The sequence below is a fragment of the Kitasatospora sp. NPDC059088 genome, assembly GCF_042738155.1.
Taxonomy (GTDB): domain Bacteria; phylum Actinomycetota; class Actinomycetes; order Streptomycetales; family Streptomycetaceae; genus Kitasatospora.
Window position 1 is genome coordinate 8,430 of record NZ_JBHYGR010000090.1, and the last position, 24,668, is coordinate 33,097.

Annotated in this window: 22 protein-coding genes and 1 pseudogene; 8 read left to right on the top strand and 15 right to left on the bottom strand. The window is 74.2% G+C overall.

Annotated elements, in window-relative coordinates; translation table 11 throughout:
• Positions 1 to 162 precede the first annotated feature (162 nt).
• The 5 genes from ACFWXO_RS31300 to ACFWXO_RS31320 all read right to left on the bottom strand — a co-directional run bounded on the left by ACFWXO_RS31300 (position 163) and on the right by ACFWXO_RS31320 (position 5,836).
• The gene (locus ACFWXO_RS31300; protein ID WP_375886785.1) at positions 163 to 1,572 is read right to left on the bottom strand and encodes a family 2B encapsulin nanocompartment shell protein; all 1,410 of its coding nucleotides are present in this window, start codon (positions 1,570 to 1,572) and stop codon (positions 163 to 165) included.
• Between the two features lie 379 nt (positions 1,573 to 1,951).
• Positions 1,952 to 2,767: a DUF1963 domain-containing protein gene (locus tag ACFWXO_RS31305; protein ID WP_380527884.1), complete on the bottom strand. Its 816-nt coding sequence runs from the start codon at positions 2,765 to 2,767 to the stop codon at positions 1,952 to 1,954.
• 177 nt (positions 2,768 to 2,944) lie between these two features.
• Complete coding sequence (locus tag ACFWXO_RS31310; protein WP_375886782.1) at positions 2,945 to 3,454, bottom strand: hypothetical protein; 510 nt, start codon at positions 3,452 to 3,454, stop codon at positions 2,945 to 2,947.
• Between the two features lie 268 nt (positions 3,455 to 3,722).
• Complete coding sequence (locus tag ACFWXO_RS31315; protein WP_380527887.1) at positions 3,723 to 5,177, bottom strand: PLP-dependent aminotransferase family protein; 1,455 nt, start codon at positions 5,175 to 5,177, stop codon at positions 3,723 to 3,725.
• A gap of 113 nt (positions 5,178 to 5,290) precedes the next feature.
• Complete coding sequence (locus ACFWXO_RS31320; RefSeq protein ID WP_380527890.1) at positions 5,291 to 5,836, bottom strand: universal stress protein; 546 nt, start codon at positions 5,834 to 5,836, stop codon at positions 5,291 to 5,293.
• Between the two features lie 476 nt (positions 5,837 to 6,312).
• Between ACFWXO_RS31320 and ACFWXO_RS31325 the strand changes: the two genes are divergently transcribed.
• Entirely contained in the window at positions 6,313 to 6,708 is a 396-nt protein-coding gene (locus tag ACFWXO_RS31325; protein ID WP_375886773.1) for a transglycosylase family protein, read from the top strand.
• A 97-nt stretch (positions 6,709 to 6,805) separates the two neighbouring features.
• Here the strand turns inward: ACFWXO_RS31325 and ACFWXO_RS31330 are convergent, their stop codons facing one another.
• Positions 6,806 to 7,408 carry a pyridoxamine 5'-phosphate oxidase family protein gene (locus ACFWXO_RS31330; RefSeq protein ID WP_380527893.1) on the bottom strand — a complete coding sequence of 201 codons (603 nt, stop codon included), beginning with the start codon at positions 7,406 to 7,408 and terminating at the stop codon, positions 6,806 to 6,808.
• Positions 7,409 to 7,517: 109 nt separating this feature from the next.
• Entirely contained in the window at positions 7,518 to 7,952 is a 435-nt protein-coding gene (locus ACFWXO_RS31335; protein WP_375886767.1) for a CBS domain-containing protein, read from the bottom strand.
• 134 nt (positions 7,953 to 8,086) lie between these two features.
• Here ACFWXO_RS31335 and ACFWXO_RS31340 point away from each other — a divergent pair, with 134 nt between their 5' ends.
• The 4 genes and pseudogenes from ACFWXO_RS31340 (at position 8,087) to ACFWXO_RS31355 (ending at position 11,383) form a co-directional block, all read left to right on the top strand.
• A complete protein-coding gene (locus ACFWXO_RS31340; RefSeq protein WP_380527896.1) occupies positions 8,087 to 8,971 on the top strand; it encodes a helix-turn-helix domain-containing protein in 885 nt (294 codons plus the stop codon).
• Between the two features lie 25 nt (positions 8,972 to 8,996).
• On the top strand, positions 8,997 to 9,416 hold the full coding sequence (locus ACFWXO_RS31345; protein ID WP_375886761.1) for a VOC family protein: 420 nt from the start codon (positions 8,997 to 8,999) through the stop codon (positions 9,414 to 9,416).
• Positions 9,417 to 9,547: 131 nt separating this feature from the next.
• A pseudogene (gene ligD / locus ACFWXO_RS31350) lies at positions 9,548 to 10,426 on the top strand (non-homologous end-joining DNA ligase); the annotation flags it as partial.
• Positions 10,427 to 10,528: 102 nt separating this feature from the next.
• The gene (locus tag ACFWXO_RS31355; protein WP_375887044.1) at positions 10,529 to 11,383 is read left to right on the top strand and encodes a DNA ligase; all 855 of its coding nucleotides are present in this window, start codon (positions 10,529 to 10,531) and stop codon (positions 11,381 to 11,383) included.
• A 64-nt stretch (positions 11,384 to 11,447) separates the two neighbouring features.
• Here the strand turns inward: ACFWXO_RS31355 and ACFWXO_RS31360 are convergent, their stop codons facing one another.
• The 4 genes from ACFWXO_RS31360 to ACFWXO_RS31375 form a co-directional block, all read right to left on the bottom strand.
• Positions 11,448 to 12,032 (bottom strand): type 1 glutamine amidotransferase domain-containing protein, encoded by a 585-nt coding sequence (locus ACFWXO_RS31360; protein WP_375886759.1) that lies wholly within the window; start codon positions 12,030 to 12,032, stop codon positions 11,448 to 11,450.
• Positions 12,033 to 12,049: 17 nt separating this feature from the next.
• On the bottom strand, positions 12,050 to 12,346 hold the full coding sequence (locus ACFWXO_RS31365; RefSeq protein WP_380527900.1) for a PRC-barrel domain containing protein: 297 nt from the start codon (positions 12,344 to 12,346) through the stop codon (positions 12,050 to 12,052).
• A gap of 33 nt (positions 12,347 to 12,379) precedes the next feature.
• Positions 12,380 to 12,853: a hypothetical protein gene (locus ACFWXO_RS31370; protein ID WP_380527903.1), complete on the bottom strand. Its 474-nt coding sequence runs from the start codon at positions 12,851 to 12,853 to the stop codon at positions 12,380 to 12,382.
• Positions 12,854 to 12,919: 66 nt separating this feature from the next.
• The gene (locus ACFWXO_RS31375; RefSeq protein WP_380527905.1) at positions 12,920 to 13,363 is read right to left on the bottom strand and encodes an HAD family hydrolase; all 444 of its coding nucleotides are present in this window, start codon (positions 13,361 to 13,363) and stop codon (positions 12,920 to 12,922) included.
• 200 nt (positions 13,364 to 13,563) lie between these two features.
• On the opposite strand from ACFWXO_RS31375, the gene ACFWXO_RS31380 reads away from it, so the two are divergent.
• Together ACFWXO_RS31380 and ACFWXO_RS31385 are read left to right on the top strand one after the other, a co-directional pair.
• Positions 13,564 to 14,586: a hypothetical protein gene (locus tag ACFWXO_RS31380; protein ID WP_380527908.1), complete on the top strand. Its 1,023-nt coding sequence runs from the start codon at positions 13,564 to 13,566 to the stop codon at positions 14,584 to 14,586.
• A gap of 11 nt (positions 14,587 to 14,597) precedes the next feature.
• Complete coding sequence (locus ACFWXO_RS31385) at positions 14,598 to 14,996, top strand: VOC family protein (RefSeq protein ID WP_380527911.1); 399 nt, start codon at positions 14,598 to 14,600, stop codon at positions 14,994 to 14,996.
• A gap of 81 nt (positions 14,997 to 15,077) precedes the next feature.
• Here ACFWXO_RS31385 and ACFWXO_RS31390 read toward each other — a convergent pair whose 3' ends face one another.
• The 4 genes from ACFWXO_RS31390 to ACFWXO_RS31405 form a co-directional block, all read right to left on the bottom strand.
• Positions 15,078 to 20,024, bottom strand: a complete 4,947-nt coding sequence (locus ACFWXO_RS31390; RefSeq protein WP_380527914.1) for a glycosyl hydrolase family 18 protein — start codon at positions 20,022 to 20,024, stop codon at positions 15,078 to 15,080.
• Between the two features lie 154 nt (positions 20,025 to 20,178).
• Positions 20,179 to 20,787, bottom strand: coding sequence for a GNAT family N-acetyltransferase (locus tag ACFWXO_RS31395; protein WP_375886741.1), 609 nt, complete (start codon positions 20,785 to 20,787; stop codon positions 20,179 to 20,181).
• 75 nt (positions 20,788 to 20,862) lie between these two features.
• Positions 20,863 to 21,516 (bottom strand): TNT domain-containing protein, encoded by a 654-nt coding sequence (locus ACFWXO_RS31400; protein ID WP_375886738.1) that lies wholly within the window; start codon positions 21,514 to 21,516, stop codon positions 20,863 to 20,865.
• A 207-nt stretch (positions 21,517 to 21,723) separates the two neighbouring features.
• Positions 21,724 to 23,037 carry a geranylgeranyl reductase family protein gene (locus ACFWXO_RS31405; RefSeq protein WP_380527919.1) on the bottom strand — a complete coding sequence of 438 codons (1,314 nt, stop codon included), beginning with the start codon at positions 23,035 to 23,037 and terminating at the stop codon, positions 21,724 to 21,726.
• Between the two features lie 496 nt (positions 23,038 to 23,533).
• Between ACFWXO_RS31405 and ACFWXO_RS31410 the strand changes: the two genes are divergently transcribed.
• A complete protein-coding gene (locus ACFWXO_RS31410) occupies positions 23,534 to 24,547 on the top strand; it encodes an LPXTG cell wall anchor domain-containing protein (RefSeq protein WP_380527922.1) in 1,014 nt (337 codons plus the stop codon).
• Positions 24,548 to 24,668 lie beyond the last annotated feature (121 nt).

Here is a 24,668-nt window from a genome sequence, read left to right on the forward strand (position 1 = left end):
ATAAAAAATTTGGTTTTGTGGCCCACTGTTTCTTTTTTTTAATCTCACCTGTAATTCCCCGGTTCTCGGGGGCCGGCCGCCCCGCGGGGGGGGGCCGTCCGCCATCAGGTGAAACGATCTTCGCGCCGACCGGTTACGGCCCGCGCCCGCCGTTCCGCGCGCTCAGTGGCGGCGGTGCGCGATCTCGACGTTCTCCAGCACGCCGACCGCGTCCGGCACCAGGATCGCGCAGGAGTAGTAGGCGCTGACCAGGTAGGAGATGATCGCCTTCTCGTCGATCCCCATGAAGCGGACCGAGAGCGAGGGCTGGTACTCGTCCGGCAGCCCGGTCTGGTGCAGGCCGATGACGCCCTGGTTGTCCTCACCGGTACGGATCACCAGGATCGAGCTGGTGTTCTCCTTGGTGATCGGGATCTTGCTGCACGGCAGGATCGGAACCCCGCGCCAGGCCGGCACCTGCTGCCCGCCGAGGTCGACGTGGTGCGGGTAGATGCCCCGGGCGTTGAACTCACGGCCGATCGCGGCGATGGCCTTGGGGTGGGCCAGCAGGTAGTCCGGGTCGCGGCGGCGGTTGAGCAGCTCGTCCAGGTCGTCCGGGGTGGGCGGGCCGGAGTGGGTCTGGATCCGCTGGTCGAAGTCGGCGTTGTTGAGCAGGCCGAACTCCGGGTTGTTGATCATCTCGTGCTCCTGCCGCTCGCGCAGGGCCTCGATGGTCAGCCGGAGCTGGTGCTCGGTCTGGTTCATCGGCTGGTTGTACAGGTCCGCGACGCGGGTGTGGATCTTGAGGATGGTCTGGGCGACGCTCAGCTCGTACTCGCGCGGCTTGAGCTCGTAGTCCACGAAGGCGCCGGGGAGTTCGTACTCGCCGCGGTGGCCGGCCGACATGGCGATCTCGGCCTCGCCGCGCTCGTTCTGGGCCTGCAGCGGCAGGGACAGGAACGTCGTCAGGTGCTCCTGGAGGCTCGGCGCGTTGTCCCGGATGCGGGCGAAGTCGTCCCGGCTCAGGGTGAGGGCGACCCCGGAGGTGGTGGTCTTCGCCGTGTACTCCCAGACCGCGTCCGGGTTCAGCAGCGAGTCGTCGCCGAAGCGGTCGCCGTCGGCGGCCACGCCGACCACGGTCTCGTCACCGTACTTGCCGGTGCCGATCTTGTTGATCTTGCCGTGCGCGATCAGGAAGATCCGGTCGGCCGCCTCGCCCTGGGTGGTGAGCACCTCGCCGGGGCCGAAGTCGCGCTGCTGGCAGCGGTCGGCGAGGGCGGTCAGCACCTCCTCGTCCTCGTAGCCGCGCAGCAGGGCGAGTTCGCCCAGCTCGGCCGGGATCACGCGGACCTGGGATCCGGTCTTGATGAACTCCACCACGCCGTTGCCGACGGTGTAGGTGAGCCGTCGGTTGACCCGGTACGCACCACCGTGGGCCTCGACCCACGGGAGCACCTTGAGCAGCCAGCGGGAGGTGATCTCCTGCATCTGCGGGGCGGACTTGGTCGTGGTGGCAAGGTTGCGGGCAGCGGCCGTCGCGAGGCTCTGCTGCCGGTCCTGCTGTGTCTCCGGGCTCGTCGTGTCCACGGACATCGGCAGGGGTCTCCATTCGTGTGGTCGGATCACGCAGCCGGGGCCGGTACCGCTCCGGTTCCGGGGCATGCTCCGCGACGGATCATCAGATCCGCGAGCTGGTGGGGAAGTTGGCGAGTATCGAGAGGACGACCGCCATCGCCCGGCGGCCCATCCGGAACCCTAGATCACCAGAACCCGACGGAGCCCGTACGGCGGCCCACTACCCCCCGATAGGGTGAATCTCCGGTGATCCGCCCCCACGGGCCGCTATCGTCACCGGAACACCCGTTCGCGGGGGCTCACCCCGTACCCCGTACCCCGGGCGCCCCGCCGACCCGACCCCACCCCGCGCGCCCTCCTGCCGCGCAGCCCCCCTGCCGTCAACCCGGCACACCGCTCAGGCGACCTCCAGGCCCTGCCGCACCCGGTCGAGGCGGCCTGCGGCCAGGTCCTCCTCGGTGATCCAGAACGAGACGTTGACGAGTTCGCCCCACCGCGCGTCCACCGCCGAGCCCTCGACCTGGAGCAGCGGCCGGTGCCCGTCGGGGCGGGTGGTGTTGTCGCTGTCGCACCACCCCAGGAGCCGGACGTCGGCGCCGCCGAGGTGCTCGCGGCAGGCGTCCGAGACGCCCATGGCCACCAGGTAGTCACCCGCGAGCAGCGCCCGCAGCTCGTCCTCCAGGTAGGAGGGCGCCGACAGGGCCCAGCGCGCCCGGACCGGCCGAGCGGGCAGCGGCTCCAGGCCGTCCGGGTCCGGCGGGGCCGGACGCTCCGGGCTCCCGGCCGGGACGTGCAGCACCCGGCAGCTCTCCCCGTCGAGGTCGGCGGGCATCGGGTCGTGGAAGAACAGCAGCAGGCCCTCGACCGGCAACGGCCAGCGACCGCCGCCACCGGCCCGGAAGGCCTCCGCCAGCCGGGCGCAGTCGAGTCGGGCGAGCAGTTCCATCGGGTGGCCGTCGCCCTCGGGCCAGTCGACGCCGGGCGGCAGCGCCGCCGATCCGCCGGTCCGCCCGACGGACGTCCAGCCGGGCTCCTCCTCGGCGACGTCCGCGCGCAGCTCCAGCGAGGGGCGCAGCAGCCAGCCGACCCGGGAGGTGTGCTCGGGGCCCACCTGCTCCCGCAGGGCGGCGTACAGCCCGTAGGGCAGGGGCAGGGGCAGGGGCAGGTCGTCGTCCGGTCCGGGGCGGTACGGCATCCATGCGTAGTCGGGCATGGTCCGAACCCTGTCACCCGGCTCCGACACCGAGCCCGGCACCGACTCCACCTCCGGCACCGGCACCGGCACCGACGCATGCGGAAGGCCCGTCAGGTGCCGGTACGGGGGTGGCCGGCACCTGACGGGTGTACGGGGGGTGCGGCCGCGAGGGCCGCGCCGGGGGGAGGGGGTGGATCAGCAGGCGACCTGGGTACCGGGGATGCCCAGGATGCCGGAGTTGTTGGCCAGGCCGCCCTGGTACTCGTAGTACAGGTACGAGTAGAAGTCGATCCGGACGCCCTGGCCGCAGGCCGAGTCCGGGGCCACGGCGTAGGTGACCGTGAAGGTGCTGCTGGCGCCGGGGGCGAGCGGGACGTCGTAGCGGGCGATGCCGCCGTGCACGTTGTCGCTGCACCCGTTGGTCTGGGTGCCGCAGGCCGTGGCGGTGTACTTGAGCCCCTTCACCAGGCTGGTGTCGTACGTCTCCTGGACGCTCTGGTAGACGAACTGGATCGGGGTGTCGTACGGGTTGGTGAGCGTCAGGGTCAGTGTGAACTCACCTCCCCGGCCGGTCGTCTGGTGGTCGGAGACGGCCGTCAGGGGCAGCGGGCTGTCGGCGGCCCGGGCGGGTGCCGCCAGCAGCAGTCCGGCGGCGAGGGCCGGGCCCACGGCGAGCGCGGCACGGCTCAGATGTGTTCTGCGCATGTCCAAGGAGCGTAGGGGGCGGCGCCGTCGGGGCCGCCCTCCTCGGCCCGAACCCGTACTCGCGTACGAGCGGCGGGCGGACGCCGGGGACCGACCGTCCGCGTTCCGGCCCGGCGGAACCGCCGGTGCCCTATCCTTCGCCGCGCACCCGGACGGCCTGCTCGGGCCGGTGCGCCCAGGCCGGGCTGGCGCATTGAGGCCGGCGCATTGAGGCCGGTGCGCTGAGGCAGGTGCGCTGAGGCCGATAGGTGCTCCGGCCGGCAGGCGCTCAGGCCGGCGACGGCAGGACGTCGCACAGTGCCCGGAGCGCGGCCGGCCAGGCGTGGTCCGGCGGCGTGGCGTAGCCGACCACCAGGCCGTCGACGGCGGGCGTCGCCGCCGGATCGGCCGCCGGGTGCCGGTAGTCGGCGAGCCCCTCGACCGCCAGGCCGCGATGGGCGGCGGCCTGGAGAACGGACCGTTCGGTGCCGGGGGCGAGCCGCAGCACGGCGTGCAGGCCGGCCGCGATGCCGGACACCTCGATGTGCGGGGCGTGGGCGGCCAGCGCGGTCACCAGCTGGTCGCGGCGGTCCCGGTAGCGGCGGCGCATCCGGCGCAGGTGGCGGTCGTAGCCGCCGGAGTCGATGAACTCGGCGAGCGTCAGCTGGTCCAACGCACTGGCCCAGGCCTCGCGTTCGCCCTTCGCGGCGAGCACCCGGTCGACCAGGTGGTCCGGCAGGACCATCCAGCCGAGGCGCAGCGCCGGGCTCAGGCTCTTGCTGGCGCTGCCGAGGTAGACGACCCGTTCGGGGTCGAGCCCCTGGACGGCGCCGACCGGCTGGCGGTCGTAGCGGAACTCCCCGTCGTAGTCGTCCTCCAGGACGAGCCCGCCGCGTCCGCGCGCCCAGTCGATCACGGCGGCGCGGCGCCCGGCGTGCAGCGGGCCGCCGGTCGGGAACTGGTGGGCGGGGGTGAGCAGGACCGTCCGGACCTCCGGGCACCGGGCCAACTCCCCTATCCGGGCGCCCTGTTCGTCGATCGACAGCGGGACGGCGGTGACGCCGGCGGCGGCCAGCAGCCCGCGGTGGAAGCCCAGCCCGTACGCCTCGACGGCCAGCGGCCCCTGGTCGGCGGGCGGCAGGGCGGGCGCGGCACCGTCGAAGAGCAGGCGCAGCGCGTGGGCGAAGCCGGAGCAGACCACGATCCGGTCGGGGTCGGTGCGCACGCCGCGGGCGCGGGCGAGGTAGTCGGCGAGGACGGCGCGCAGTTCGGGCCGGCCCTGGGGGTCGCCCGGCCCGAAGGCCTCGTTCGGGGCGGCGGTGAGGGCCCGGCGGGCGGCGGCCAACCAGGCGGCGCGGGGGAAGGAGGCGGCGTCGGGCTGGCCCTGGCGCAGGTCGTGCGCCGGTCCGGAGCGGAGTGCGGGGCGGCGGGCCCGGGTGGGCGGGACGGGTGCGGCGCGGTCGGCGACGGTGGTGCCGGAGCCCTGGCGGGCGGTGAGCCAGCCCTCGGCGACGAGCTCGGCGTAGGCCTCGGCGGCGGTGTTGCGGGCCAGGCCGAGGTCGGTGGCCAGGGCCCGGTAGGGCGGCAGTCGGGTGCCGGGGGCCAGTCTGCCGCTGCGGATCGCCTCGCGCAGCGCGGCCATCAGTGCGGCGCGGCGGCCGCCGGTGGCGGGCAGGTCCAGATGCAGGTCGTTACCGGTCGGGTGGGCCGGCTCGGTGGGGTGCGCGCCCGACGTCTCCGTCATGGTCACGCACCCTACCCGCCGCTCCGGCGCCGCCCGGCGGGCGGTCCGGGCCCGTACCACTGCGGCCACCCCTCCGACGGCCACCCCTATTACGGCTACGGCTACGGCTACGGCTACGGCACGACGGTGACCGGCCAGCGGCCGGCCTTGACCAGCCGGACCGCGACCGAGCCGATCACCTTGTGCCCGGCCTGCTCCGAGACGCCGACCACCACGGCGTCGGCGCGCAGCTCGTCGGCGAGCTTGGCGAGGCCGGCGTAGGGGTCGCCACGCAGGGTGAGGAAGCTCCACTCCACCCGCCAGACCTCGCTCACCCGCTGCTCGGCCTCGCGCAGCGCGGCCAGCAGCTCGTCGGCGACCTCCTGGGTGGTCTCCTCCACGGCGGCCCCGGCCAGGGCGGTGGCGGCGCCGAGTATCGGCTGGACGTAGGCGACGGCCAGCTGGGCGCCCTGCCGGCGGGCCAGTCCGGCGGCGTAGGCGGTGGCGCGCCAGGAGGAGTCGGAGCCGTCCAGGCCCGCCAGGATCACCTTGGGTCCGTCGGTCCCCAGCTCGAAGCTGCTCGGTGCGACGGCCGGCTGGTGCTCCCCGTGCTCGACGCCGGCCGGTCGGCCCGCGCCCTCGACGGCCCCGGTGTCGGCCGCATCGCTGTCATTGCTCATGGGCGGAAGGCTATGCCCGCCACCGTGGGTGGCCGGCGGGGGCACTCCGGGTGAGGGCTGTGGCGCGGGCCACCCGGGCGGGCCCGCGGCGGCGCCGCGCCGGTACCGGGGGCGGGCGGGCCGTCACGCGCTGTCGACGGTGTGCGCGGCCTCACACGGCCTTCGCGGTGACCGGGGCCACTTCCGGGGGTGGTTTGATCTTGGAAATAGCCGCAAATCGGTCTGAATCACCTTATTTTCGTGATCGCTACCTGCGGTAACAGGCCTCTGACGTGCTCGAACCTGCGATTCCTTGAAACCGCCACGACCACCCCCGTACCTTCGAACTCGTTGCACCGAGCGATTCCGCTCCGGCCGGGCCCCACGGCCCCCGGGCAGGAACGGTGCCGGACCGCGCGAGCGATGCGTCCCCGCAACCGACGGCCTTCCGAAGGCCTGGTTCCGCACGCCCGCACACCCCCTCCGAAAGGAAACGCATGACCTTCCGTAACGAGACTGCCGCTGCCACCACCACTGCCACCCCGAAGCGCCGCAACCGCGTCCGGATGGCTCTGATGGCCGGGGCGCTCACCGCGCTGCCGGTGGCCGGCCTCGTCACGGCCACCAGCGCCTCCGCCGCGCCGGCGTCGGTCTGGGACAAGGTCGCCTCCTGCGAGGCCACCGGCAACTGGGCCATCAACAACGGCAACGGCTTCTACGGCGGCCTGCAGTTCACCTCCAGCACCTGGGCGGCCTTCGGCGGCACCGCGTACGCCCCGCAGGCCCACATGGCCTCCAAGGCCCAGCAGATCGCGATCGGCGAGAAGGTCCTCGCCGCCCAGGGCCCCGGCGCCTGGCCGATCTGCTCCGTCAAGGCCGGCCTGGGCAAGTAAGCCCGCCGCCCCCACGCACCCACGAAGCCGCCGCACCCCCGGGGTACGGCGGCTTCGCCATGTCACCGTCCGCCCCGCCCGTCCGGCCCGCAGACCCTCAGGCCGACTGGGTCGACGCGGTCGGGCGGGCGGGGAGTGGGAGGGGGAGGGCGGGCAGGCCGTCGATGCTGGTGGCGACGAGGGGCTTGCGCTCGCAGTAGGCGCCGAACTCGTCCTCGTCCTTGCGGTCGAAGTACTGCGCGTGCAGGTCGCGGTCGGCGCGGTAGTCCATGAACGGCACGGCGTACCCGCAGGAGTCGCTGACCCGTTCGGCCCGGACCAGCACGATCGCCCGCAGGCCCGAGCCGTCCGCCCCGGGTTCGAAGCGGGCGAGGAGGTCCGCGAAGCGCGGGTCGTCCCGGAAGACCGGCTCGCCGTGGCCGTGCACCCGCACCACGGTGGGCGGGCCGTCGAAGGCGCACCACATCAGGGTGATCCGGCCGTTCTCCCGCAGGTGGGCGATGGTCTCGGCCTGCGAGCCGCCGAAGTCCAGGTAGGCGAGGGTGAGTTCGTCGATGATCGCGAGAGTGCCGGAGCGGCCCTTGGGCGAGAGGTTGACGTGCCCGTCACCGGCCAGCGGTGCCGTCGCGACGAAGTAGACGGGCTGGCGTTCGATGAACTGCCGCAGCCGGCCGTCGATGCATTCGTACTGCTTTCCCATGTGCGCGATTGTGCCCGCATCTCGCCTTGCGAGAAAGGAAAATCCAGCCCATGAGACGGCGAGCGGCCCCGCCGCGGGCACGGCGGGGCCGTCGTACAAGGTGGGCGCGTCAGCGCTTCGAGTAGACGCTGTCCATGAATTCGATGATCTGCTGGTCCGTCAGCCGGTGGCCCTCGCGGTGACCCATCGCCAGGTCGGCCTCGCTGATCATGCCGACCAGCCGGTCGCCGTCGATCACCGGGATGCGCCGGATCTGGTGCTGCTCCATCTTCTTGAGCACCGTGTCCATGCTGTCGTCGGCCCGCACGCAGTGCAGGTGCCCGGCCAGTTCGATGGCCGTCATGGCGGCCGGGTCCTTGCCCTCGGCGAGACAGCGCACCACGATGTCGCGGTCGGTGATGATGCCGTGGAGCTTCTGGTCGTCGCCGCAGATCGGCAGCGCGCCGACGTTCTTGTCGCGCATCATCTTCGCGGCCTCGTCCAGCGTCTGGTGGGCGCCGATGCACTGGGCGCCGGTGTGCATGATGTCTCGGGCAGTGGTCACGGGGACTCCTTCGTCGGTGTTGCCCCCCGGCGGCCATCCCCCGGCGGCGCACCGCGCCCCTCACAGGGTGACCGTGCCCTCACCGTAGGCGACCGCGCTCCCGCCCGCGACCGCGGGCGCCGATACTGGAACCCGTGACCACGCAAGCCACCGACCCGGTCGACGAGGCCGTCCGCGCCCGGCCCGCGACGGCGCTGCGCCCGTACGTGGCCTGGTACTCGGGCTACCGCCAGCGCGGCCTGGCCCCGGCCGTGCACCGCGGCCTGCCCTCCCCGTACCTGACCTTCATCCTCACCCTGGACGAGCCGCTGGTGATCGCCGGCCACCCCGATCCGGCGCAGCCGCCCGGCAGCTACCCGACGCTGCTCGGCGGGCTGCACACCTCCCCCGCGCTGATCACCCACGAGGGCGCCCAGTCCGGGGTGCAGATCGCCGTGCACCCGCTCGCCGCCCGGGCGCTGTTCGGCCTGCCCGCAGGGGAGTTGGCCGGGATCGACGTCCCGGCGGAGGACGTGCTCGGCCGGCTCGGCCCGCAGTTGCAGGAGCGGCTGCGGGCGGCCGACGGCTGGGCGGAGCGGTTCGCCGCACTGGACGGGGCGCTGCTGCGGGCCGCCCGGCCGTCCGGCCTGGTACCGCCGGAGGTGGGCTGGGCCTGGCGGGCGCTGCGGCGCAGCGGCGGGGCGCTGCCGGTGGCCGAGCTGGCCCGGGAGACCGGGTGGAGCGCCCGGCACCTCCAGGAGCGGTTCCGCCGGGAGACCGGGCTGACCCCGAAGGCCGCCGCCCGGGTGATCCGCTTCGACCGGGCCCGGCACCTGCTGGCGACCGGCGCGCCGCCGCCCCGGTTGGCGGAACTGGCGCTCCGCTGCGGCTACTTCGACCAGGCGCACCTGGCCCGGGAGTTCCGCGCGCTGGCGGGGTCGGCGCCGAGTGCCTGGCTGGCGGCGGAGGGGCCGGAGGAGGGCAAGTTCCGAAACGTCCAAGGCGGGGCGGCGGGGGCGGCCGCAGAGTGGGAGGCGTAACCACCGCACCCGAGGAGTGAGATTCATGGACACCGAGACCCCTGCCCCGCAGGTCTGGCCCACCTTGCGCGCGACCGACGCCCGCGCCCTGATCCGCTTCCTGGTGGAGGCCTTCGGCTTCCAGGAGGTGGCCAGTTACGGCGAGGGCGAGTTCGTGGCGCACGCCGAACTGGCCTGGCCGGAGGGCGGCGGCGTGATGCTCGGCTCGGTGCGCGAGACCGCGCCGGGCCAGTGGCGGGGCGAGCCGGGCACGTTCAGCGCGTACGTGGTCACCGCCGACCCGGACGGCGTGCACGCCCGGGCCGTGGCCGCCGGGGCCCGGATCACCACCGGCCTGACCGAGACCGACTACGGCTCGCGCGACTTCGCCGCGGCCGACCCGGAGGGCAACCACTGGTACTTCGGCACCTACCCGGGCGCGCCCCGGCCCGCCCCGGCGCCGTGAGCCGGACCCCGGCGCCGTGAGCCGGACCCCGGTGGAGCAGCCGCGGGCTCCGGTCGCCGGGCCCGGGCGGCGGGGGCGGGGGCGGGGCAGACTGGCTGAGGGGGCCACCGCAGCACTCCCGGAGAGCGCCGATGCCGCAGATGACGGTCGACGGGCACACCCTCGCCCTGTCCCACCTCGACAAGGTGTACTACCCGAGCATCGGCACCCCCAAGGGCGAGGTGCTGCGCTACTACGCCGCGGTGCACACCGCCCTGCTGCCCCACCTGCGGGACCGCCCGGTCTCCTTCCTGCGCTGCCCGGACGGCGTCGAGGCGGAGGTGTTCGTCGCCAAGAACCCGCCGCCGGGCACCCCGGACTGGGTGCGCACGGTGGACGTGCCGAGCACCGCCGGGGAGCTGCGCCAGGTGGTGCTGGAGAACGGCGCGGCGCTGCTGGCGGTCGCCAACCTGGGCTGCCTGGAGCTGCACGTCCCGCAGTGGCACGCCGCCGCGCCCGGGCTGGCCGACCGGCTGGTCCTGGACCTCGACCCGGGCGAGGGCGCCGACGTGCTCACCTGCCGGGCGGTCGCGCTGCTGCTGCGCGAGCGGCTGGCCGCGGACGGCCTGTCGGCCTGGGTGAAGACCTCCGGTTCCAAGGGCCTGCACCTGCTGGTGCCGATCGAGCCCACGCCCAGCGCCGAGGTCTCCGGGTACGCCAAGGCGCTGGCCGCCGCCCTGGAGGCGGAGCACCCGGAGCTGGTGGTGCACACCATGGCCAAGGCCCGGCGGCGCGGCCGGGTGCTGGTCGACTGGTCGCAGAACAACGCCAAGAAGACCACCGCCGCCCCGTACACCCTGCGGGCCCGGCCGCTGCCGACGGTCTCCGCCCCGCTGGCCTGGGCCGAGTTGGAGCGGGCCCGCGGGGAGGCGGAGCTGGTGTTCACCCTCGCCGAGCTGCCGGGCCGGCTGGCGGCGCACGGCGACCTGTTCGCGCCGCTGCTGGACCCGGAGCAGGCCCGGCCGCTGCCCGCGGCACCCGCCGCCGGTGCCGCACCCTCGGCCACCTCGGCCACCTCGGCCCCGGCGCGGCCCTCCCAGCCGCGGCAGGCGCTCCACCCGCCGGTCGAGGTGATGCGCCCCGCCGCCGTCACCGCCGTGCCGCCCGCCGACGGGCTGGGCGGGGGCGGCGTGCAGTACGAGCTGAAACTGGACGGCTTCCGCTGTGTCGCCTTCGCCCGCGGCGACCGGCCGGCCTTCCTGCAGTCCCGCAGCGGCCGCGACCTCGCCCCCGAGTTCCCGCCGATCGCCGCCGCCGTCGCCCGGCTGCCCGAGGGGCTGGTGCTGGACGCCGAGCTGGTCGCCTGGCGGGCCGGGCGGTTCGCCTTCGAGGAGCTGCTGCACACCCGGCAGGCCCGGGCCGCCGCCCCGGACGTCGCGCTCGGGCTGATCGCCTTCGACCTGCTGGCCCTGCCCGGCCGGGACGTCCGGCGCCTGCCGCTCACCGACCGGCGCCGGCTGCTGCTGGCCGCGCTGGCCGACGTCCCGCCGCCGATCCAGCCGGTGCTGGCCACCACCGACCGGGCGGAGGCCGTGGCGTGGATCACCCAGCTGGCCGACACCGGCGTGGAGGGCCTGGTGTGCAAGGCCGCCGCCTCCCCGTACCGGGCGCGCGGCGCGGGCCGGGCCTGGGTCAAGTACCGGCGCAGCGACACCGAGGACGCCACCGTCCGCGCCCTGACCGGTCCGGCCGACCGGCCGCACGCCCTGGTGCTCGAACTCGGCGACGGCCGCGTGCTGTTGACCACCCCACGGCTCACCCCGGTGCAGGCCCGGGAGGTCGCCCGGGCGGCCGGCCCGCTGCTCGGCCCGCCCGCCGCCGACCCCGACCACGGCCGGGTGCACCCGCTCACCGCCCCGCTGCGCGCCGAGGTCACCCTCACCGGCCGCCCGCCCACCGCCACCTTCGTCCGCCTGCGCGGGGACTGACCCCGGCGCGGTCACGCTCCTCCGCCCCGGACGTGCACCCTCGGACGAATCCTCTGACCCCGCGTCACTTCCGTCGCCCGGCCGCCGCGTGGGCGAACTCGGTGACGAAGGTGTCCTCGAACACCGGCAGGTCGCCCGGCGCGCGGCTGGTCACCAGCGGGCCCGGGCCGTCCCGGCAGACGTGCACCTCCCGGTCGACCCACTGGGCGCCCGCGTTGACCAGGTCGGTCCGCAGGCTGGGCCAGGAGGTGAGGGTGCGGCCGCGGACGGCGTCGGCCTCGATCAGGGTCCAGGCGGCGTGGCAGATCGCCGCGACCGGGCGGCCGGCGGCGCAGCAGGCCCGGACGAAGGCGACCGCTGCCGGGTCGAGCCGCAGCGCGTCCGGACCGGCGACGCCGCCGGGCAGCACCAGCCCGGCGTAGTCCGCCGGGTCCGCCTCGGCCACCGGGACGTCCACCGCGAAGGTGTCCCCGGGCGCGCGGTGCCGGACGGCCTGGACCCGGCCGGGCGCGGTGGAGAGCAGGCGCGGGCGCCCGCCGGCTTCGAGCACCGCCTGCCAGGGCGAGGCCAGTTCCTCCTGTTCGGTGCCGTACGGGGCGACCAGGAAGGCGATCGTCCGGCCGGTCAGGGTGGTGGCGGGCCAGCCCATGGTCAGCGGTCCACGGCTCAGCGCCGGCGGGCGGTGGTGAGGTGCTCGGCGGGCGGCGGGACGGTGCCCAGCCGGGCGCGCGGGCAGTCCAGGTGGACGGCGCGGTCCAGGTGGTCGATCCGGGCGACCAGACCGACCGGGACGAGCACCCTCGCACCCGGCACCCAGGCGCCGGCGTCGACGGCCAGGTGGTCGCCGGCGTCCTGGTCGACCCGGCCGAGGGGTCCGTCGGTCGCCTGGGCCTCGTACCCGACCAGGCTGAGGTCGGCGGCGGGGTGGGAGCCCGGGCGGTACTCCCACAGGTCGGTACTCATGCGCACCTCTCGATGGTTCGGCCCCCCGTCGCGTCACGCCTCCGGGCGGTCCCAGGGCCTTCGTTCACGTCCGTCCCGGCCGTCCCCGCGGTCCCGTCCCTCCCCGCGGTCCCGGCGTTCCCGGCGGTCCCGCCCGTCCTCGCGGTCCGGGGCTGCACCGCCGACGACGCCGTCGCCCCGGCCCGGCGCCCGTCGCCGCCGCAGCAGCGCCGTGGCGGCCACCGAGGCCGCCACCGAGGCGGCCCAGACCACCCCGAGGGCGGTCAGCACCGCAGTGGTCGGAGTGCGCACGCCGATGCCCACGCAGATCGACGTCATCACCAGTACGGTCAACAGGACCCCGACCGAGATCCGGCGCCCGACGCCGCGCAGGGCGTCCAGGAACCGGTTCGGCCGCTTGGCCCCCATCGTGCTCAACTTCCGGTCGAGGCGCGTGTCCTGGCGCAGATCGGACTCGATCTCCTCGAGGAGCCGCCGCTCCCATCCGCTCAACGCGGGTCCGTCCATCTCGGTCACCTCCGACACTTCCGGTGACGTGCTCGCACCCGGGCGGTTGCCCGGTACGGGCCGGCGTTAACCGTTCCGGGGGCCGCCGGTTGCGGCGGCCACGCGCCCGAAGGCCCGGGGACGGGCGAGCAGGCTGTCGTCCAGGACGCGCAGCAGGGCGGCGGCGTCGCGGTGGACCTCGTCCGCGCCGGCCGCCCGCAGCTCGGGACCGGCGTCCCCGCCGGCCTCCAGGGCGACGCAGGGCACCCCGGCCCGGCGCGCCGCCAGCACCTCGCGCACGCTCCCGGCGACGGCCACCGCGTGCGAGGGCCCGCCGCCCACCAGCGCCAGTGCGGCCCGCACGGCATCGCCACCGGGGGCGGTCACGGTCAGTGCCCGCACCCCGGCCGGGCCGGGGCCGGTCAGCACCACCGTCCAGCCCCGCACGGCGCACTCGCGCAACAGCTCGGCGCCGCCGGGCAGCCGGGGCCGCCAGTCGGTGCCGATCAGGGCCGCCGAGATCACCGTCATGGCCACCTCTCCCGTGCTCCGGGCCCTGCGTCGGGGCTTCCCCCGCGCAGGTCACGCACCGCGCGCCCTTCCAGGTTAGGACGCTCCCCGGCCCGGCGCGCAGCCTGCCCGGAACGGCCGCCCCGGGCACCGGAAAGCCGCTTGGCGGGCGCCGCGCGGGCCGGAATACTCCGGAGGTCCGTCGACGGGGAGGGGAGCGGGTGGCGGTGTTCGCGTGCGCCGGGTGCGGTACGGAGCTGACGGTGCCGGTGGCGGAGGTGGCGCTGCCGCCGCACGCCCACCGGGAGGGCGGGGACCGGTACCTGCCGCCGCTGCTGGAGCCCGGCACCTTCGCCCTCGACCCGGAGCCGACCGAACGGCCCTGGCGCCCGTGGTCCGCGATCACGGCGGCGGAGGCCGCCGAACACGGCCTGTACGCGCCGGTCGACGGCCTGTGGAGCGGCCCCGGCGGCGCGGTGCTGCTGGCCCCGGGCGACACCCGGGCCACCGTGCTGCTCCCCGAGCGCTGCGAGGGCTGCTGCGCGGCGGCCGGCGGCCCGAACCTGGCCTGCGCGGGCTGTGGGCGCGAGGTGGGCGCCCGGATCGACGACTGCTACCGCTGGCAGGCGGTGTGGCTCCGTCCGTGGGCCGTGCGGCGCCTCCCGGTGGAGGGCCCGGCCCGGCCGGCCGGGGACGGCTGGACGGTGCCGCCGGCGCCCCCGGTCGAGCCGGGCGGCTGGTGGAACGAGCGCTGGAGCGCCGCCGTGGGGTCGGCCCTGGCCGGGCTGCTGGCGGCCTCCGGCGGCGAGCCGGTGGCCACGGCCCCCGGCCTGCTGACCGAGACCTTCGGCCGCGCCCTGCGGCGGCTGCTCCCCGGCGGTCCCCCGGCCCGCGCCCTGCGCCTGACCGGGCCCGGCCTGGCCGCCGTCCCGGCACCGGACATCGCCCTCGTCCCCCGCCACCCGTGGACCGGCGCCGCCTGGCCGGCGCCCTCCGGTACCGTGGCCGTCCCGCTGGACGCCGGGGTGTGGACGTACCTGGCCTTCCCGCCGCCCCGTCTCGCCACCAGGCTGCCCGCCGGGGAGGAGCGGGACGACCCGCTGCCGCTGCGCCCCGCCTTCCTGTTCGAACCCGACCGGTACCTGCTGCGCCACCACCTCGCCCGGCTGCCCGCCGTCCGCGAGCCCTGGCTGCGGGCGATCTACGATCGGCTCGGCGACGGCCGCCACCACCCGGGCGCGTAGGAGGGCACCCCATGAGGATCAACCTGACCACCGTGTTCGTCGACGACCAGGACAAGGCGTTGCGCTTCTACACCGAGGTGCTGGGCTTCGTGAAGAAGGCGGAGGTCCCGCTCGGCGCGTACCGCTGGCTCACCGTGGTCTCCCCCGAGCAGCCGGACGGCACCCAGCTGCTGCTGGAGCCCGACGCCCACCGCGCCGTCGGGCCGTACAAGACCGCGCTGGTCGAGGACGGCATCCCGGCCGCCCAGTTCGCGGTGGACGACGTGCACGCCGAGTACGACCGCCTGCACCGGCTCGGGGTGCGGTTCACCCAGCAGCCCACGGCGATGGGCCCGGTCACCGTCGCGGTGCTGGACGACACCTGCGGCAACCTCATCCAGCTCGCCCAGTTCACCCAGCTCCCCGGTTGACCGGGGCCCCGGCCGGGGGTGTCCAGGTCCTCGGTCGTCATTACCCGAGTCCCGGCACCCCCCGGTCGGGGTCCGAGGCGGTCAGGGGGTGGGGCCGAGCTTCTGCCAGGCGTCGCTCCTGCCGGGCTCGTCCGTGGCCTTGTTCCACCACTTGGCCCGCCAGTAGGAGCCGTTCCACGACACCGTCGAGGCCCAGGCCCCCTCGGTGTCCCCCGCGATGATCTTCGTGCTGGAGGCGGTGGCGCTGTTGGCGGGTGCGGCGAGGTAGGCCGGCACCTTCCACCAGTCGTCGTTCCCGCCGACGAAGCCGCCCAGGGCGTAGGCGGCGCCGTGCACGGGGCCGCCGGGGGCCGCCGAGTCCAGCAGCGGCTTGCCCGCGGTGGCCTGGTCCGTGCTGAGCCGTACCAGGCGCCACCACTGGTCGACCTTGCCGTCACAGTCCCGCACGGTGAGGGTGCCCCTGGCCGTGGTGGCGCCGAGGCACTGGTCGTGGCCGCTGGTACCGGACTTGATGTGGTACCACCCCTGGGAGTCCTCGCTCACCGTCCACAGCTGGTTGGCGTTGCCGGCCTGCTTCATCGACAGGTGGGCGTCGGCCCAACTCCCGGGGTGGTCGAGGACGTTGCCGCTGTTGCGGTCCTCGATGATCCACTTGTCGCCGGTCTGCCAGAACGCGAACGACGGGTTCGGGTTGTAGGCGTGCGCCTGCCACGGCGCGGCCTGGCACTGGGAGCCGGACGCCGGGGCGGGCGGGTCGACCGTCGTCACGGCGCGGCGCCGGTCACCCGTCGAACCGAACTCCGTCCCGCCGATCCTGAACGTCACGTTCGCCGGCCCGGTGACGGGCAGGTAGTACTTGACGTCGATGTCCTTCGACCTGCCGGCCGGAACGTCCTCGCAGTAACCGAGCTTGATCGTCACCCGGTGGAAGTCGCCCTTCAAGCCCCCCGCGTTCGGACCGCTGTGGCCGGGGGTGATGCCGCCCATCACCTTCCAGGCGCCGTCCTTCACCACCGGCGTGGTGGAGGTGGGGAGGTCGAAGGAGATCTCCGTGCCCTGGGCGAGGGCGACCTTGGAGCTGTTGGTGATCCGCAGTTTCGGCTGGATCGGCCACATGTCCGCCACTGCCGTGGGGAAGTCCACCAGCTCGGCCTTGACGTCGATCACCTGGGCGGGGAGCGACTTGCCGCCGCCGGTGGCGTTGCCCGAGGCCCCCGCGCCCTTGAGGGCGTTGTCGAGCCGGGTGGTCAGGTCGTAGCCCATCCCCCACTCGCCGTTCGCGCGCTTGGTGTAGTCACCGGCGAGCTCCCAGATCATCGCCCCGCCGATGCCCTTGTCCGCGATGTACTTCGCCTTCGCGTCGACGGACTTCTCGTTCTCCGTCGACAGGAACACCTTCTTGGCGTCGTTCCACAGCCACGACGACTGGAGCGGGTCGGAGTACTTCTCCGCGTACGTGCCGGTCGGCTTCCCGGCGTCGGTGCCGGGGTCGACGCCGTAGGCCTTCAGGTAGCCGGGGGTGCGGCCGTCCTGGAGGTTCCTGGTGTGCCACAGCGGGTTCGACCCGGCCCCGACCTCACGGCCGTCCTCCGTGTCGTGCCACACGTTGTCGATGCCGGTCGCGCCCAGTCCGCAGTCCTGGCCCTTGGCCGGCCCCCGGCCGCCCACGCCCCGCGGGCACTTGGACTGGTCGGGCATGGCGGAGGTGCCCCACAGGCCGTCCGTACCGCCCTGCACGTTCTGCCAGCCGCGTGAGTAGAAGGGGATGCCGAGGTTGATCCGCCCGGGCGGCAGGGCACCGCGGTAGTAGTGGTAGGCCCAGTCGACGTTGAAGTACCCGTTCTTCCCGTAGTCCTTGGTGTCGGCGCGCTGGTCGTCGTAGATCCCGGCGTCCGCCAGCTCGTTGTCGCGGCCGTCGTCGTACAGCGGGGCCTGCGGGCCGACGTACTTGTTCCACGAGCCGTGCAGGTCGTAGCTCATGACGTTGACGAAGTCCTGGTACTGGAGCGCCTGGCCGGCGTCCAGCTCGCGCACGAGGTAGCCGGAGGCGGACCCGGCCGAGGTCAGCAGGTAGTAGCGGCCCTTGTCCGCACCGGCCCGGTCCAGCTTCGCCCGCAAGGTCTTCATCAGCGCGGTGTAGCCCTGTTGCAGCCCCTTGCGCCGCGGATCGGACACGTCCCAGTCCAGCGGGTTGCCCGTACTGGGCAGGGCGCCGGGGTACTCGTAGTCGATGTCGACACCGTTGAACCCGTAGCGGTCCAGGAACTCCGTCACGGAGTCGGCGAACGTGTCGATCCCCGCCTGGTTGACCGAGCCGTCCGCGTTGGTCGCCATCGCGTAGAAGCCGCGCGTGTCCGCCCAGCCGCCGACCGAGATCAGCGTCTTCACCGCCGGGTGCTTCTTCTTGTACGTGTTCAGCAGGTTGAAGTGCCCCTTGTACGGCAGGGCGGGGTCCATCGCGTTTCGGTCCCCGTCCCAGGTCATGCCCGTGGCCGGGTTCTCCGGGTCGTTCACGTCGCCGACGCTGATGCGGTTCCCGTCCACCTTGGCGAAGGCGTAATTGACGTGCGTCACCTTCGACCAGGGGATGTTCGACACCAGGTAGGCCGGATCGCCCTTCGCCCCGGAGCGCCACCCGGTGAAGTAGCCCACCGCGCGCCGGGAACGGCCGTTGCCGACCCACTCCCGGCCGCTGCCGTCGTAGACGTCGCAGTAGCGGGCCGACACACCGTCCGTGGGCGTCATCCCCTCCGGCCGGCAGTCACCGGCGGACGCGGGTTTCGTCCCCCGGTCGTCCGCGGAGTCGTCGAAGGGGGAACCCGCGGAGCCCCGCCCCCCGGGATCACCGGTGCTGGTGCCGCCCTCCAGGTGCCACCGCTGCTCGAAGGCCCCGGTGCACCTCCAGAAGGCCAGGGCCTTGTCCTCGCCCTGGTCGGTCAGGCAGCCGCCGTCCGAGGTGACGAGCTGGTACGTCTGCCCGCCCAGCGCGTCGAGCCGCCAGCGCTGGTTCGCACCACCGCCGTCCCGCTGCAGCGCGGTGTCGTAGCTGGTGCCGTCCACGCTCTGCGACCGGTTGCCGTTGGCCTCCAGGACCTGGCCGGGGTCGAGGGCCGTGCGGATCGCGAACCGGCCGTCGTCCTGGCGGTCCAGGTTCCACTTCTGCGCCTGGTTCCCCTTCCCGCCCAGGGCCTTGACCTTGGTGCCGCTGGCGGGGTTCGCCTGGTCGACGTCGGCGACCCGGCCGGTGCTGTCGTTGACCAGCGAGACGCCGGCCGCCGAGGGCGGGGGCGTGCTCGTCGGGCCGCCCTTGTCGTCCATCCGCGGGATCTTCGTCATGCCGGTGGTGTCGCCCGCGGCGAAGATCGTGCCCGCCAGGACGCCCCAGCGCAGCGCATCGGCGGTGAAGACGAGGTCGCTGTCCGGGCCGCCGGCCGCGACGAATCCCCTGGTCCACTGGTTCCCGCGGAAGAAGGCGGCGAAGGCCCGGTCGAAGGTCTGCACCCCCGGCCAGCGGACGGCCGCGTTGAACCCGTCGGTCCAGCCGGCCTTGGCCAGGGCCCTGAAGTTGTCGCCGATGGGCTTGGGCCCGTTGAGCACGCGGTCGGTGGAGCTGCCGATGTTGACTTCCAGCGACACGTAGGTGTCGCCCTTGAAGAGGAAGACCTGGTTCTCCATCACCGACAGGGCCGAGTCGACCCCCTGGGTGAAGGGCCTGGTGCCGTCACTGCCGGCCAGGCTGTGCCACCCGTCCGCGATCGTCGTCGGCGCCTTGGTGACCTTGGCGTTCCCGTCGGAGTCCAACCGCATCCGCATGTACTGGTCCCCGCGGAACAGCATCACCTCGTCCGGGTCCTCCGGCAGCGTGAAGGCCGCGTCGAAGCCGTTCGCGAAGGGCGTGCCCGCCAGGACCGGCCACAGGTGGGAGACGGTGTCCTCCGTGCCTCCGGCCAGGACGGCGTTCTGCGAAGCGTCCTTGATGCGGGCGACGAACGGCCCCTGGAGGAGGTACACGTCGCGGCCGGTGCTGAAACTCGCGTTCACCAGCGGGCGGCCGCACCCGGGCGCGCCGTCGCTCGACCGCGGGATCCGGCAGATCGGACCCCCCGTCCGGACCTGGAGGACGGCCAGCCCGACGGCGGCCGCTCGGGCGGCGAACCAGGAGTTGCCCGGGTCCTGGTTGGCCTCCCACAGGTCGCTGCTCCGCGCGTTCCAGGTCTGGATCTGGGGTTCGAACTGCGCGATGCGGGCCGGGATCCCGCTGCGCAGCGCCGCCCCGATGGCGTCCCTGATGTTGCGGAACCGGGTGCCCTCGGCCAGGGCTTCGACGAGGACCATCAGAGCGCTGCGCAACCACGGTGTCCGCTGGGCGGCACGCTCCTGATTCGAGGGATCGACGAGGACGCCTTCCAGGACTGCGACGGCGCGCGTCAGCGCATTGGCGTCGATGTTCGCCCAGCCGTTCTCGAAGGCGAAGGGGTTGCCCGGCGTGACGCTCTCGTTCCTGAGATCGCCGTACTCCACACCGATGGTGTCGAGGTAGACGTACCTGTCCGGGTCCTGGCGTCGCTGCCGCTGCTGGTTGAACCACGTGTTGCGGGCGACCCTGGACGAGCCGATGCCGTCGTCGCGCATGCGGTAGACCGTCCGCACTCCGTCCCGGATGGTGTAGAAGCCGCAGATGTAGAGGTCGTTCGGCGCGATGATCAGCCCGGTCTCCATGTTCGCCGGCTGATCCCGGTTCGGGTGGACCAGATCGAAGAGGTTGACCGTCACGGGGGTGGCATTGTCGAGCGTGATGTTGTAGTCGCCGCGGTACGGGCGGGTGAAGTTGCGCTGGAGGTCCCCGATGAAGTTCAGGTAGCGCTGGGACGGGTCGTCCTGGGCCGCGTGCGCCGGCCCGTTCGCCCCGAACGGCAGGAGGAGGATCGCCAGCAGGACCAGCAGGACCCGGCGCAGCCCCTCGGCCCGGCGTCGGGGCGGCGATCCCCCCGCCGCCGGGCCTGGGACGGTCGTTCGCAACCGCAACATGTCTCTCCAGAGGATCGGTGACATTACTGCGGCGGAACCTACGGAGCACCGGTAGACAGGCGATGGACGGCCCGGCGGAGGCGGGGGCGGGCGCGGGTCGGCGGAGACCGGGGCGGGCCGGGGCGGGCCGTGACCCGGTTGTCCGGCCCCGGGTTCAGCCGAGGGTGACCGGCGGGTCGGTGGCCAGGCGGGCGTGGAGGTGCTCGTCGTTGTAGGGGCCGTCGCCGTAGCGGTAGGAGCCGCGCAGGGTGCCCTCGTACGGGAAGCCGGCCCGGGCGGCGACCCGGCAGGAGGAGTCGTTGCCGACGGCGTGGTAGAGCTCGATGCGGCGCACCCCGGCGGTGCGCACGCCCCAGTCGGTGATGGCGGTGGTGGCGAGGGTGGCCAGGCCGCGGCCGCGGGCGGCGGCGAGCAGCCAGTAGCCGACCATGGCGACACCCTCGCCCTGGTCCGTCCAGAGCAGCACGACGTTGCCGCACAGCCGGCCGTCGGCGCGGTCGGTGACGGCGAAGCAGGCGGTGCTGCCGTCGGCCCAGCGCTGGTCGGCGCGGTCGAGGTAGGCCTCGGCGCCGGCCGGGTGGGTGGCGTCGTGCAGGGGGTTCCAGCGGGCGATCTCCGCGTCGGCGGCGGCCGCCGTCACGGCGGCGACGGTGCCGCCGGGCAGGTCGAGGGCGCGGCCCCAGGGGCGCAGCTGGAAGGCGCCCAGGTCGAGGACCTCGGGCTGGAAGGGGCGCCGGTCGGTCGCCAGGTCACTGGTGGTCACCCCGCCTTCCTACCTCCCGTCGCGCCGCGCCCGCCAGTGATTAATCCGGCGGCGACCGGTCCGGCCGGAGTCCGGTCAGATCCGGGCGAGGTAGCCGTTCTCCACGAGCCAGAGCACGTTCAGCTTCGCCGGGCCGCTGGGGACGAGGGCGGCGTCGAGCTGGTACTGGAGGCCCCAGCCGGGCTGGTTGAACCAGGGGGCGATCGGGCCGGCGTGCACCTTGAACGGCTTGACGACCTTGTAGTCGTGGTAGTTGCAGCCGGCCGCCGGGACGCTGTCGAGGCTCTGCGGGGGGATCGCGCGGTTGGCGTAGGGCAGGCCCTCGGGGGCGAGGAAGGAGCCGTACTCGCTGCCGTAGCGGTCGATGTTCTGGTTCGGGTACAGGGTGAGGTCGAACTCGACCGGGCTGCCGTCGGGGAGGGTGACGTAGCCGTCGGACGGCGGGTAGATCCAGCCGCCCTTGCCGCCGTTGGCGGTCGGGTCGTAGTACTTGGTCAGGAAGTCCTGCTCGCCGGCGCCGCCGGTGCGCTGGTAGCCGGCGAGTTGGCGGCCGACCGGGCCGGTGGTCGGGAGGTCCTCGGGGCCGAGGCGGGAGTCGCCGTCGAAGAACGCCGCGGAGCACTGGTCGGACGGGGTGGCCGCCCTGGTGTCGGCGGCGGCGGCGGGAATGCTCACGGCGGTCAGGGCGGCGGCCGCGGCGAGGGGCGCGACGAGCAGGCGAAGGCGCACGGTGTCTCCGTCGAACGAGGATCGGTGGGAGAGCAGCCGCGGAGGGCATTGCGCTCACCCTCCGTGGCCGGTTCGCCACCAGGCAAGCGGATTCACTGATCATTCGTCAACACGACTTGGCCGAAGACCGACCGGATTCCCCGGTTTCGGCCACGCCCGGGACGCCGGGCCGCTCACTCGGACGGAGGGGCGGCCCGGCCGCCGGCCTCACCGCCCCGGGGCGACCCGCCCGAGCAGGTGGAGCAGCCGGTCCAGGGCGTCCTTGGAATCGGGCTCGGTCAGGTTGACCATCAGCCGGAAGGCCACCTTCAACAGCGCCGGGTGGCCCAGCCCGGCGGCTCCGGCCGCACCGAGCAGCCGGGGCCGCCCGAGCAGGTCGGCGGCCAGCCGGCCCAGCGCGAAGTAGCCCGCGTAGGCGGAGCGGAGCTTCTGCGGGTAGGCGCGCAGGGCGAGTTCACGGCCGCGGTCGGTGCGGCGGGCGTGCGCCTGGACGACGGTCTCGGCGGCGTAGCGGCCGGACTCCATCGCGTAGGCGATGCCCTCCCCGGTGCCGGGGCTGACCGTGCCGCCGGCGTCGCCGATCAGCAACAGGCCGTCGGCGTAGTGGGGTCGGCGGTTGAGGCCCATCGGCAGGGCGGAGCCGCGGATCGGCTCGGTGACGGCCTCGGGGTGGTAGCCGTAGTCGGGCGGCAGGTCGGCGCACCAGCGCCGCAGCAGCTCGCGCCAGTCCAGGTCGGTCTTCGCGGTGTCGAGGACGCCGAGGCCGACGTTGGCGGTGCCGTCGCCCATGCCGAACACCCAGGCGTAGCCGGGCAGCAGCCGGTGGGCCGGGTCGTCGGGGTGGCGCAGGTCGAGCCAGGCCTCCAGGTAACGGTCCTGGTGGCGCGGGGTGGTGAAGTAGGTGCGGTAGGCCACGCCCATCGCGCGGTCGGTGCGCCGGTAGCGCTTCATCGCGACGGACAGCCGGGTGGAGTTGCCGTCGGCGGCGACCACGAGCGGGGCGCGGTACTCGACGGGCCTGCGCTCCTCGCCCACCTTGGCGCTGACGCCGGTGATCCGGCCGGACCGCTGGTCCGTCAACGGCCCGGCCACGTTGGCCCGTTCGATCAGCCGGGCACCGGCCGCGGCGGCCCGGCGGGCGAGCAGCTCGTCGAAGTCGGCCCGGCGGCGCACGAGTCCGTGGCCGGGGAAGGCGGAGAGCTCGGGCCAGTCGAACTCCAGCGAGCGGTGCCCGGAGATCAGCCGCAGGCCCTTGTTGTGCAGCCAGCCGGCCTCCTCGGAGACGTCGACGCCCATGTCGACCAGCTGTTTGACGGCGCGCGGGGTGAGGCCGTCGCCGCAGACCTTCTCGCGCGGGAAGGCGGACTTCTCCAGCAGCAGGACGTCCAGGCCGGTGCGGGCGAGGTGGTAGGCGGCGGTGGAGCCGGCCGGTCCGGCGCCGACCACGATGACGTCGGCACTGTCCTCGGTCGGAGCGGGCTGCTGCCGCTCCGCTCGCAGCTGCTGCTCTGGGCCGGGCATCGAGCACTCCCCCTGGGGTCGGATCGGCTGCTGGCTCGACCGGTGGCTGACGCGATCGGCCGCACGCGCAACGGAATCGGCGGGCTGGGCGGTTCCAGACGGACGATAGAGAACCAGGCCCACCGCCCGCCGCCATGACACGCGGACCCGGCCCGCGAACCGGCCATTACCGGCCACCCGCCACCCGTCCCGTCGTCGCCCCGCGGGCCGTCCTCGCGGCCCGGCGAGCCGGGTCCCGATCGGCACATCACCACGTCAGAGGCCTGCGCTGCACATGAATTCACCACAACCGGGTGATCGGATCGTTGTGGGGAACTAGTCGGATAAATCGCCCTCAGCGCTGCATTTCTGCCAAATCCCCCTTGCGTCACCTTTCGTCCTGCGGGAACTTTTGTGCCCCTCACGTCGTACCCAGCCGGCCCCCGCCCGGCGGGCGACCGAAGGCCCCCACCCACCGCGCGGACTCGTCCGGCCCGCCGTACCCGATGGAACACCCATGCACCTCCGCTCCACCGCCGCCCGCTCCCTGGTGGCCGTCCCCACCGCCGCCGCCCTGCTCCTGCTCGCCCCCGCCGCGCACGCCGCCGCCGGCGGCAACGGGAAGGGCGCCCCCGGCAACAACGGCACCGTGAGGATCCACAACGCCGGCACCGGTCAGGAGGACGTGCGCAACGAGCCCAAGGTCTGCACCTTCTACCTGGACTCCTTCGGCTTCGACGCGAACCAGGACGTGCTCTGGGCGATCTTCGACATGAACGGCGACATGACCGAGCCGGTCGTGTACGGCGACCTCCCGGTCGACTCCGAGGGCCACATCCGCACCGAGGACATCAAGCTCCCGGACGGCCACTACAAGCTGCTCTGGGCGGCCGTGCCGCTGGTCGACGGCGAGCTGCCGGAGAACCCGGACGTCAGCAACCCCAAGCAGAAGGTCTTCAAGGTCGACTGCGGCGGGCAGACCCCGGCCCCGACCGGCAAGCCGACCGCCGTGCCGAGCACCAACCCCTCGCACACCCCGGCGCCCTCGCACTCGGCCACGCCGTCGCACACCCCGGAGCCCAGCCACACCCCCGCGCCCTCGCACTCGGCCACGCCGTCCACCACCCCGCTGCCGCCGGTGCCGACCACCCCCGCGCCGACCACCCCGGCCACGACGCCGGCCACCACTCCGGCCACCGAGCCCGCGAAGACCCCCGCGCCGACCACCCCGGCCGCCGAGGTCCCGAGCGGCACCCCGAGCACCGTGCCGAGCGCCGGCCCGTCCACCCCGCCGACCGCCACCGTCCCGGTGCACCCCGGGGACGGCACCAAGGTCAGCCCGAGCCGGCCGCTGGTCGTGCCGGCCAAGGTCAGCGTCCCGACCCCGATCCCGGGCGCGGCCGCCGACGGCAAGAAGCTGGCCACCACCGGTAGCGACGGCACCCTGCTGTACGCGGGCGCCGGCACCGCCCTGCTGGTCGCCGGTGCGGGCGCGGTGGTCTACACCCGCCGTCGCCGCACCTCCGCCTGAGGCACCCCGGTACGCCGGTCCCCGGGGGTCTGAGCCCTCCGGGGGCCGCGGGGGGGGGGGGGGCGGGCGCCGGCCGGCGCCCCCCCCCCCGCGGCCGGCGCGCAGGCGCCGCGCGGGGGGC